The organism is Dolichospermum lemmermannii CS-548 (assembly GCF_028330815.1).
GTDB lineage: Bacteria > Cyanobacteriota > Cyanobacteriia > Cyanobacteriales > Nostocaceae > Dolichospermum > Dolichospermum lemmermannii.
On sequence record NZ_JAQMTJ010000085.1, the window covers coordinates 1 to 11,522 of the forward strand.

Consider the following 11,522-nt stretch of genomic DNA (forward strand, 5'->3'; position numbering starts at 1 on the left):
CGGATTGTTTAATAAGTAGCAACATGGCAGGGGACTAGCGAATCCCAAGGTGTTATGACCTAGATAACGTTTACCCTTCGACTACGCTCAGGGTGGTTTGGTTCACATAAACTACAGATTACTCCGTTTATTTATGCTCTCATATTATTCAAGTCCTTTTAATTTTTAGACAAAGCGATTCGTTTATATGACTAACTGAGTGATTTCTTTATATAATACTAACCCAAATATAAAAAATTTTGATTTGACTGGTATCGCGATAGCGAAGCGCGACCTAGGAATCGCCTTCAGGAGATGAATTTTGATGCGATTTGCTCCGCAACGCAAGCTAACGCTGTATAAAAAAGCATTAGATCGGACAATATTGTGATATTTTGGTTTTGATTTTGGGGGCGATCGCGAAAGATAAATAATTGTTAAGCGATCGCTGTATAACAAAGCATTCAAGAATCAGCAGGCGGGATTAGTCAGCAGCAGCAGACTTTTCCCTCTTTTTTGGATTAAATTACAAATTATGAATTCTGAATTCTGAATTATTTGATGTCATTGTTATTGGTTCTGGTATTGGTGGTTTAGTGACAGCGACCCAATTAGCAGCCAAAGGTGCAAAAGTTATAGTTTTTGAAAGTTATCTTATTCCCGGTGGTAGTGCCGGTTATTTTCAAAGCCAAGGATATACATTTGATGTCGGTGCATCAATGATTTTTGGCATGGGAAATAAAGGAACAACCAAACAGACGCTTTTTAGCGAAATAAATTTTTATGGGAAAAGCTAACTTTTTTAGGCACGTATTCAGAACAGTCTATGGCTGCTTCTGTAAGAACAGAATCAGGTTTGACAGCACATTTTAAATAATGGTTATTGGCAAAAAATTGACATTTTTTACAGGGAACTTTTTGTAGAATTTTACTTTTCACGCATACCCGATCATCTGTATTGGTGCGGATTTTATGAAAAAGTAGGAGAAATATAGCCCAAACAAAAATAAATCCCAGAGGAGCTAAAGATAGTGCTAAATCTGGTATTTGGATGTTGTGATATTGGACTTGGACTTTTTCTTGTTGAACTGCACTTTGAGCAATGGACAAATTGGTATTGTCGGCCATGAGTGTATTTCCCAATACCTGCTCTATATACATCTTATTTTCCTTAATAATCTATAATGGTTCTTAATTAACAAGTGTGACAGAACCAAGTGGCAAACCCCTCAATATAAAGTCTGTTTGAATTGTGACTGATGTTGGATTTTCAAACTTTTAATTTAAGTCTAGGATTTGTTTAGGTAAAGCTGTATATAGCTTCTGATTATAGGTTTAGCAAAAGTAAAGATTAGTTATCTCTGTCAATAGTTTTGTTTTTTATTATGTGAATATATACCTGAAGTGGTAGGTGGATATTAAAAATACAGTTAGTAATAGGTTTTTAAATTTTTGAATTTCCAGAACAGTGATACATTAATTGCATCGTAGGGGCAACCCCCCTGTGGTTGTTCTGGTAGGGTTTTGGGGCAAGCACGGGGGCATTGCCCCTACAGGGGACGAATGATAGTTGTTGGTGGTGCAATTTCTGGTTGAAAGATTCCTTGTAGTGCTTGTTCTAAGGTGGGTGCCATGATGATGCGATTTTCATAGGCTACAACTACTCTTACTAATGTTGGTAAACTATTTTGTGTGGCTTCTAAATAAATTGGTTCAACATATAGTAACGATTGCTCAATGGGAACTATTAACAGATTACCTTGAATTACTCTTGAACCTTGACGATTCCACAGGGAAATTTGTTGAGAAATAACTGGATCTTGATTTATTCTGGCTTCAATTTGTTCTTGTCCATAAATTAAGCGTTCTTTAGGAAAGTTATATAATAGTAATTTGCCATAATTTTCGCCATCAGAACGTGCTGCTAACCAAGCGATTAAATTGGTGCGTTGTTTGGGTGTGTAGGGAAGTAAGAGGATGAATTCTTCAAAGGAGACGTTGGGGAGACTGGTTATTAAATAGTAGGGTTCAACTTTACGGCTTTCGTTGTCATAGATTTCATTGGGAATTTGCCATTGATCTTCTCTGTTATAAAATACTTGAGGATCTGTCATGTGGTAGATCATTAAGCGTTCAGATTGAATTTTGAAATAATCTACTGGATAACGGAGATGACTGCGGAGATTGACTGGTAAATTCCTCAGTGGTTGAAACATTTTGGGAAATATTTTTGACCAAGCTGTAATCAATGGATCGGCAGCATCGGCAATGTAAAATCTGACTGTACCGTTGTTAGCATCAATTACGACTTTGACGGAATTACGGATATAGTTAATACTATTTTTACCTGTATCTGAGTAAGGATAGCGATCGCTTGTGGTGTAAGCATCAACTATCCAATAAAGATAATTTTCTTGGCCAGGAAATTGTTGATTTTTACCATCTATATGGGCATCTACTGCAACTAAATAAGGATCACTATCGAATTTTAAAAAAGGGGCAATAGTTTGAATTCGTTGGTTAATATTTCGTCGTAATAATACTTTAGTTTCTGGCAAAAAATCTCTGGTAAATACCATTTTCCAATCTTTTAAATATATAGAAAATAGCCATCTTTTCCATAGAGAGTTGATATGAATACCACCTAATCCATCATAAGTATTATAAACATTATCGCTGCCACTGGGATAATCTAATTCTTTAACTTTTGTCCCAGTCATAACATGAGTATTACTAATTTCTCCATAATAAATTCGGGGTTGTCCGATGGGAATACTGGCACGAATATTGGCATTAGAAGTATTTAAGACGCTACCATTTTGGCTAATATCTTTGACAAAATATTCTGGTAATCCAGCAGCAGCAACGGTATTAACTGGACTCATAGTGAAGCCATAACCATGAGTATAAATCATATTTTGGTTTACCCATGTTTGTGCGGGGAGAGGAACATCTGGATAATTTAATTCTCTCGCTGCAATTAGTACCTGTTGTTTTTCTTGATTCCCGTTATTTTTAATTAAATATCTATCAATATCAGCATCAGGGAATTGATAATAAGGACGAATTTGTTGTAATTGACGATTGGTTTTTAATAATGGTTCTTGATCCCAAAGCCGAATATTTTTAATTGTTAATTCATTAGCTTTAATATCTGCTTCTGTGAGTTTTCCTGTGGGGTTAAATATTTGAGAATCAATGACATCTAAATTAAATGCTTGACGAGTCAGGTCAATATTTCGCATTATATAAGGTTGTTCTTTTTGTAATTCATTTGGCTCAACAATAAAACTTTGTACAGCCATAGGTAAAATAAAATTACCAATTAATATAAAAGTTATATACATACCTAATGTATAAATTGCCCAGCGATGATGTGAGGATTTCTGTTGCCAAAATACAGTTAACCACAATAAATATAAGGCTATAGCTACCGATAAAATATATAATATTGTATCTGCTGGTAATTGGGCTTTAACATCAGTATAACTAGCTCCATAACTCACTCCACGAACCGAGTAAAGCAGTTGATAACGACTCAGCCAATAATTTAAAGATACTACTAACATTAAACAGCCAGATAAGCCAAATAAATGGCGCATTTGTGGAGAAGAAAATCCTGGAAAAATAGCTTCTCTGAAGCTATTAGCTGATAATAAATAGGTGAGAATAACGCTAATAAAACCATATAGAGATAATCCTATTAACCAAAATCCTAAGAGTTCCCAGATCGGGAGATGGAAAATATAAAAACTGATATCTTTGCCAAATAATGGTTCAGAATGATTAAAGGAAATAGGATGAAAAGATAAAAGAATTTTTGACCAATATTGAGACAGTATCCAGCCCAAACTGAGACTAAAAATAATAGCGATCGCTCTGAGGAAGAATTTGCTATAAATTAATATAGCCATGGAAAATCCCCCAAATAATCCTAAATACAAAGGTTGAGAAATTATCTGTTTTCCCAACTGCAAAATTATATCTACTCGCAATAGCAGTGGCACTGATAAACTGGATTGATTAACTTTCCCTGGCCAATAAGAGAGGGCAATTTCTCCATATTGTGCTAACACTAAACACATCAAAAAAATTAATCCTAGTATTAGAGGTAAAAGCCATCGCAATTTAATTTTATTGGTATAATTATGCCATTGAGGAGATTGATTATTTACGGGATACTGAGGACTAAGAAAAGTGGTTAATTTGCGACTAATTTTTATTTCCTGTATCGGACTAGAATTAGGAAAAGGGGGATATTTTAACCTCTGGGCTAAAGTGAGATTTCCTAACAAGTAAATGGCACTCAAACTCACAATAAATAACCATAAACTCCCCTGAGTTAACAATCTTTGTAGAAATACTTCTAGATAACCAACTTCCTGAAACCAAAAAATTTCCGCACCCAAATGAGCAGCTATATCTAAGAATAGCCACAAACCCAAACAGCCTATAAAAATTTTAATAGTGTTCATTTCCAAAATATTGCTTTGAGAGGATATTTGAAAAGTTTATGGCGAATATAGTTCGCTACTACACACCAAAATCACTCAAATTTTCTTTAGGAATTGCATTAATTTGATTGATAGATGTTTGGCTTAGTTCTATGGGTAAAGATCCATTAATATCACTTGGTACTACAAACTAAAACATGAGTGCCAAAGCTAAAAAAGGCGATGCCCTGAGCTTGTCGAAGGGTAAACGTAAAAAACAAAAAGCTGGGTTAAATAAATCAATTCTTGATGTGGGAATGGAGATGATAATGCTAAACCCCGACAATTCTCAACACATAACAGAAATTTAAAGCCACCTTCAAGCCCGCAGGTTTCAACCTGTAGGTGAAAGTGGCTATAAAATCAACGTATTAACAGGTTGTCATGGTGATGCACTCATCACAAATCCCATCTATTCTCTACCCGTAGGTAAACCTAACTTGTGATTGCTAGGAGTAGAAGAGGGTTCATTGTAGGCTATTTTTAACTTTGGTTTAGCACTACCGCCACTGCCACCGCTGCTACGTCTTTCATCGTTACCTCTACCTTCTTTTGACCAAGAGGAACGGCCACCGCGACCACCACCAGAACTACGTTCCCGTTCTCCACCATCCCCACGTTTGTTAATTCTGGGTTTGGGAGTTGGGCTTTCGTCTACAGGCAGGTCTACTCCTGATATTAACCAAGCAGGACGGGTTTGATCGTAAGCGATTTGTAAAGCAGCCGCAGCGATCGCATGAGCATCATATTCCTCAATCATTTCGCTGATAATTGGCAAGAAGGAAGCTAACCGTTCCCCAGTTAAAGCTTCTGCCACTTGTCCTCTTAACTTCTGGATATGTTGGGCTTCAATCTGCGCCTTGGTAGGAATAGAGAGAATTTGCCAAGTTTGACGGTTATGGCGTTCAAATGCCTGTTGTTTGCGGCGTTCAAAAGATTGTACTAAAGAAATTGCCGTTCCTTCTTTTCCAGCCCGACCAGTCCGACCAATGCGGTGAACATAGGTTTCTACGCTATCAGGTAAATCAAAGTTGATTACATGAGAAAGTTGGTCAACGTCCAACCCACGCGCTGCAATATCAGTAGCGACAACCCAACGCACTTGACGGTTACGGAAACGGATTAATAGGCGTTCCCGCGCTTGTTGAGACAAATCACCATGATATTCATCCACACTATGACCAGCAGATTGCAATTGACTGGTTAATTCTGCCGCTGTACGCCGGGTGCGAACAAAGATTAAAGCTGTTTCTGGATCTTCCATTTCCAGAATTGGTTGTAAAGCTTTAGCTTTTGTCCAATGACGAGGAATCATGTAAGCCACTTGATTGATTTTATTCGGTGCGGCTTTGGGTTGTTCAACGGTGACAGTCACCGGTGAGTTCAAAAATTTATTTACCAACATCCGAATTGATGGTGGCATTGTCGCGGAAAATAATGCTGTTTGGCGTTCATTGGGGGCTTGGGAAAGAATTCTTTCCACATCGTCAATGAAGCCCATGCTTAACATTTCATCAGCTTCATCTAAGACAAACCATTTGACTTGATCTAGCTTCAAGTTACCACGATCTAGTAAGTCTATGACCCGTCCTGGTGTCCCGACAACGATTTGCGCCCCACGTCTGAGTTGCATAATTTGACGATCAATTGATTGACCACCATAAATAGCCGCTGCTTTCAAGTAACTGTTACCAATAAATTGGGAAACAGCCGCATGAACTTGAATTGCTAATTCACGAGTTGGGGTTAAAACTATTGCTTGTACAGCTTTGAGGTTCTCATCTAACCGCTCTAAAATTGGTAGAGAAAAAGCCGCGGTTTTACCTGTTCCTGTTTGCGATTGACCAACTACATCCCGACCATTTAATAGTTGAGGAATTGCTTGGGTTTGAATATTTGTAGGTTCAGTAAAACCCATGCCTTCTAACAATGTAGCCCGTTCTGGGGAAATGCCTAATTCTTGAAATGATAAATTCATTAACGCTCCTAGATTTGATTGTAAATTTGGGACTGGTAAACCGATACTTATTTGTAAATTAAGTCTTATACAACAGCAGATAGCAGATGGGAAGATAATCTATCACTATTGATAACTTGACCATAGAGGTCATAGGCATCGGCACTTTGAATTGCTACTTTGACGATGGTTCCTAGCCTAGCCTCTCCTTTAACATAGACTTGACCATCAACTTCGGGAGAAAATCTGCCGGAACGACCGATTAATTCTCCACCTTGGGGATTTTCCTGTTCAATCAGGACATCAACTATCTTGCCGACTTCCTGTTGATTTTTCTGGAAAGAAATTGGCTGTTGTAATTCCATTAGGCGATTACGGCGTTCCGTCATCACTGCCGCTGGAATTTGATTGGGTAGATTGTAGGCAGGAGTTCCTTCTTCTGGTGAGAAAGTAAAAACACCAACATGATCAAATTTATGTCGTTGGGTAAACTCTAATAAATGTTGAAAATGCTCTTGAGTTTCTCCAGGAAAACCAACTATAAATGTGGTTCTGAACACTGCTGACGGTAGGGCAATTTTCAGCCGTTCCATAATCCCATCATTGATCTGTCCTTGCCAGGGACGATTCATAGCCCGGAGAATTTCTGGATGGGAATGTTGCAGTGGCAAGTCCAAATATGGCAAAACGTTGGCAGTTTCTTGAATAGCCGCAATCACATCCGCTGTTAATCCGGTGGGATAGGCGTAGTGCATCCTAATCCAAGGTATATCTACTTTGCCTAATGCCCGCAGCAATTCGGCTAATTTGGGTTTGCCGTAAATATCTAAGCCGTAATTGGTGGTGATTTGGGAAATGAGAATTATTTCTTTGACACCTTGACTTGCCAGTTGTTGGGCTTCGGCAACTATTGATTCAATGGTACGCGATCGCTGATTTCCTCGTAAATGGGGAATAATGCAAAATGCACACCGATAATCACAGCCTTCTGCCACTCGCAGGTAAGCTACTCCTTCGGTGGTTGTCCGATAACGGGGTGTGGTTTCGTCGGCTATATAAGTGGGTTCAGCAGTAATTTCTTTAACTCGCTCTCCCCGCTCTGCTCGCTCGATCACATCCACAATTTTGTGATAATCACCTGTCCCTACTATCGCTACTGCTTCTGGCAATTCTTCCAATAATTGTTCTTGAAAGTGTTGCGCCATGCAGCCAGTAATCACGATTTTTTTCTTGGCTTCCGCTAGTTCTACTAGGGTTTTTACTGATTCTTGTCGAGCCGCTTCGATAAAACTACAGGTATTGACAATTACGTAATCTGCTAATTCTTCGTTAATATCTACACCATAGCCTGCATTTACTAGCAGCCCTAGCATATGTTCTGTATCAATTCGATTTTTCTCGCAGCCCAGGTGAGAAATGGCAATCGTTGGCTTTTCACCCATATTTTCAATAAGTCTTCCGTTTTTCCTTGTTAATTAACATTTAAGCATTGGGTCGGGAATAAATACAGCAGATCACAAGTAAACGAATAAATACGGGTTTAGCAGTGCTAAAGCTCTACCTAATAACTCACTCGGTGAATTTTGCTATAATTTCCACCCAACTACCCGCCACTAATTACCAGATTTAACCTATATAACTAGCAACTTTAACTAGTAAAAGCCAAATTACAGCCTTCATCTATCATGTTGATAGAGGCTAGTCCATGATACTTCTACTAATTTGTTTCCCAGGGTAATCTCAAGTGTCTTTGGGTAAGTCTGACACTCATAATATTTTTAACAATTCGCTTAATGGTATTTTGCATTACCGTAGCGTGGGCGTTGTTAATTTACCCGTTGGGAAGCCGACCAAGAGGTCTGTTGTGAGAAGCCGCTACCCAACTGGGGAAATCGCACTGGCGACTACGCCTATCAAGCAGTAATGCTACTCGGACATTTGCAATTAAATGCCGGGAAGCTGCCTTACATCTTGTGAGTGGCAAACTCCTCTTGTTATCAGATTCTATCTTAACATATCTTATGGAAGGTGGAAATTTAATTTCCATCTTGAGGAGGAGGCAACAACCTGACCATAAAAAAACAGGTGAGGATCTACGCTCCAAATTCGTGAAATTTTTACTGCCACCTGCTATATCTAGTTTAGACAAGGAAATAGATAATTGGTGAAATTACTATTTCTGATCTGTTTCGGTGTTCCCGAAAGCAATTTATATTAGTACAAGAAGACATCCGGCGGCAATGCCCAGGGAATCTACATTTTTTTGTTTAATTCTCGCTGTCTATTTATTGATGCCATTTTGTTACCCCCTCGTCTGGAGAGTGGGGATAGGCAACGACTCCAGACTGTGACCGAAAAGACGGGACACAAGCCCCGTCCTTCCAGGACGGCTTTATGTTAAAATTTGGTCATAGTCGCCATAGGGCATTGGGAGACTTTAAACGGACATGGAGGGACGATAAGACCACTTGTGGCGGGTTCTGGCGAAGTGTCAAGAGTCACCGCACCTTCATGTCGGTGAGTATGTCAAAAATAAATTAAAGCCGTGGATTTACATCAGTTATTTAAAACCCGAACACCAATTATTGGCGTAGTACATCTGCTACCTCTTCCGACTTCAGCCCGTTGGGGAGGTAGTCTCAAAGCAGTGATTGACCGTGCCGAACAAGAAGCCACAGCCCTTGCTAGTGGAGGGGTGAATGGGATAATAGTTGAGAATTTTTTCGATGCCCCTTTTACCAAAAATCAAGTTGATCCAGCCGTTGTCAGTGCGATGACTGTGGTTGTTCAACGCATCCAAAATCTAGTAACTGTGCCTATAGGGTTAAATGTGTTACGTAATGATGGCAGAAGTGCGATCGCTATTGCTAGTTGCGTTAATGCCCAGTTTGTCAGAATTAATGTTCTCACGGGTGTGATGGCAACTGACCAAGGATTAATTGAGGGGGAAGCTCATCAATTACTGCGATATCGGCGAGAATTAGGATCTGATGTGAAAATTTTTGCTGATGTTTTGGTAAAACACGCTCGTCCTTTAAGTTCTCCTCATCTCACTGTTGCTGTTAAGGATACTATTGAACGAGGTTTGGCTGATGCGGTAATTTTATCTGGTTGGGCTACTGGTAGTCCTCCTGACCAAGAGGATTTGGAACTGGCTAGTAATGCTGCTGCTGGTACTCCTGTTTTTATTGGTAGTGGTGCAAGTTGGGAAAATGTGGGTACTTTGTTACAAGCCGCAGACGGGGTGATTGTTTCCAGTTCTCTGAAACGTTATGGTCAAATTCAGCAACCGATAGATCCGAATCGCGTCAGTCAATTTGTCGAAGCTGCCCGCAGACCTCTATTGTCTAAACTATGATTCTTTTGATTTGCTTGATTAGAAATTGTCTAAACTATGATTCTTTTGATTTCAGTGATTAGAAATTGTCTAAACTATGATTCTTTTGATTTGCTTGATTTAGATGATTATGAGGATCTTTAGACTCTCTTCCCCAGTCCCCAGTCCCCAATCACCAATATTATGATTCGTCGTCGTTCTACTCCTTGGATTCATAAATGGTCACGTCCGGCGATCGCAACCATCGCTGGATTTGGTATCCTGAATACAGGTTATCTCACTTTTGAAAAGCTGACCGGTAGCATTCCGGTTTGTACTACAGCAGAAAATGTTAAGGGTTGTGTGGATGTCCTTTCTAGTCCTTGGGCTACGGTTTTAGGTCAACCACTACCTTTATTTGGTTTGTTGGCATACATTGGGATGTTGATATTCGCTTTAGCTCCCTTAGCCTTGAACGCAGGGGAAAATCACAAAAGTCAGAAACAACTGGAAAATTTGACTTGGTGGTTGCTGTTTGTGGGAGCGATCGCTATGTCAGTTTTTAGTGGATACTTAATGTATGTCCTGGCATTTCAACTCAAAGCTATTTGTCCTTACTGTATTGCCTCTGCCTTATTTGCATTAACTATGTTAGTGCTAACTGTTACAGGTAAGGATTGGGAAGATATTGGACAACTTTTATTTACGGCTTTGATTGTGGCAATGGTAACGCTAATTGGGACTTTAGGAGTTTATTCTCAAGTCAGCCCATCAGGTAATATTACTGAATCAACTGATGGTAAACCCACAGCAATTACCTTTACTCCTAAAGAACAACCAAATCCTCAATTTGGCTGGGAAATTACCACTAAATCTGGTGAAGCGGAGATTGCTTTAGCTCAACATCTTGTTAAAGTTGGTGCTAAGGAATATGTAGCTTATTGGTGTCCACACTGTCACGAACAGAAGCTACTTTTTGGCAAAGAAGCTTATACAATCATGAGTGAAAGTTCTACAGTAGAATGTGCTGGTGATAGTCCCAAAGGTAAACCAGAATTATGTAAAGCTGCAAAAATCGAAGGTTTCCCAAGTTGGGTTATTAATGGTAAAATCTATAGCGGAGTGCAGACTCTAGAGGAATTAGGAAAGATCACTGGTTATACAGGTCCGAAAAACTTTAAATATTTCCGCTAGAGCAATGATGACTTGGGCATTCTATCAGTTCTCTCAAACTCTTGAGCATTTGTGTAACCGTTACGGTTCCTTTCTTAGTGAGAATAACTGAAGAATATACATCAAAGACCTGTACTAAATGTGGTCACGTTCATAGAAAACTTGGTAGTTCTAAGAACTTTGTTTGCCCTAATTGCGGTTATGAAATACCGCGAGATTTTAATGGAGCCGTGGGGATTTTCCTCAAGGCAATGTGGGATACCACCTTTATCAACTCAGTTGGTAATGTTATACTGGATGTTCACGATGTCGGAGAATGTCTCGGTTAAAAGTATCAGATCAGACTACATCCAAAAAATCAATAATTAAACATCGAGTGTAGGGGTTTAGCACAATGCTAAACCCCTACTAAGTATTTACGTAAAATTTAGATTAGATATTAATTATTGTATTTAAGTAAATATACGGTTTTGGCTACTTATTCATGTTTGACATTAATTTTAAATTCAAGCCTGTCGCCCAGATGTAAGTTACAGTAATAGAGGACGAAAGAAATCTACTAATGCCCTTTCTGTTGGACAGGAAGCCCACACTGTACCGTCAG

8 protein-coding genes and 1 pseudogene are annotated in these 11,522 nt (G+C 39.0%); 5 read left to right on the forward strand and 4 right to left on the reverse strand.

Features of this window, described 5'->3' with window-relative positions; genetic code table 11:
• Positions 1-521 precede the first annotated feature (521 nt).
• Positions 522-731: pseudogene (locus tag PN450_RS05525) on the forward strand (FAD-dependent oxidoreductase); the annotation flags it as partial.
• 13 nt (positions 732-744) lie between these two features.
• Here PN450_RS05525 and PN450_RS05530 read toward each other — a convergent pair.
• Together PN450_RS05530 and PN450_RS05535 are read right to left on the reverse strand one after the other, a co-directional pair.
• A complete protein-coding gene (locus PN450_RS05530; protein ID WP_148762744.1) occupies positions 745-1,140 on the reverse strand; it encodes a hypothetical protein in 396 nt (131 codons plus the stop codon).
• A gap of 389 nt (positions 1,141-1,529) precedes the next feature.
• A complete protein-coding gene (locus tag PN450_RS05535) occupies positions 1,530-4,454 on the reverse strand; it encodes a UPF0182 family protein (protein ID WP_271835667.1) in 2,925 nt (974 codons plus the stop codon).
• A 176-nt stretch (positions 4,455-4,630) separates the two neighbouring features.
• On the opposite strand from PN450_RS05535, the gene PN450_RS05540 reads away from it, so the two are divergent.
• Entirely contained in the window at positions 4,631-4,783 is a 153-nt protein-coding gene (locus PN450_RS05540) for a hypothetical protein (RefSeq protein ID WP_271835668.1), read from the forward strand.
• 101 nt (positions 4,784-4,884) lie between these two features.
• On the opposite strand, the gene PN450_RS05545 is transcribed toward PN450_RS05540, so the two are convergent.
• Together PN450_RS05545 and rimO are read right to left on the reverse strand one after the other, a co-directional pair.
• Positions 4,885-6,450 carry a DEAD/DEAH box helicase gene (locus tag PN450_RS05545; protein ID WP_148762739.1) on the reverse strand — a complete coding sequence of 522 codons (1,566 nt, stop codon included), beginning with the start codon at positions 6,448-6,450 and terminating at the stop codon, positions 4,885-4,887.
• Between the two features lie 65 nt (positions 6,451-6,515).
• Complete coding sequence (rimO, locus tag PN450_RS05550) at positions 6,516-7,871, reverse strand: 30S ribosomal protein S12 methylthiotransferase RimO (RefSeq protein WP_271835670.1); 1,356 nt, start codon at positions 7,869-7,871, stop codon at positions 6,516-6,518.
• Between the two features lie 1,103 nt (positions 7,872-8,974).
• Here rimO and btpA point away from each other — a divergent pair.
• The 3 genes from btpA (at position 8,975) to PN450_RS05565 (ending at position 11,247) form a co-directional block, all read left to right on the forward strand.
• Positions 8,975-9,787 (forward strand): photosystem I biogenesis protein BtpA, encoded by an 813-nt coding sequence (btpA, locus tag PN450_RS05555; RefSeq protein WP_168695345.1) that lies wholly within the window; start codon positions 8,975-8,977, stop codon positions 9,785-9,787.
• 162 nt (positions 9,788-9,949) lie between these two features.
• Positions 9,950-10,939, forward strand: coding sequence for a vitamin K epoxide reductase family protein (locus tag PN450_RS05560; RefSeq protein WP_271835672.1), 990 nt, complete (start codon positions 9,950-9,952; stop codon positions 10,937-10,939).
• Between the two features lie 77 nt (positions 10,940-11,016).
• Positions 11,017-11,247 (forward strand): zinc ribbon domain-containing protein, encoded by a 231-nt coding sequence (locus PN450_RS05565; RefSeq protein WP_271822502.1) that lies wholly within the window; start codon positions 11,017-11,019, stop codon positions 11,245-11,247.
• Positions 11,248-11,522 lie beyond the last annotated feature (275 nt).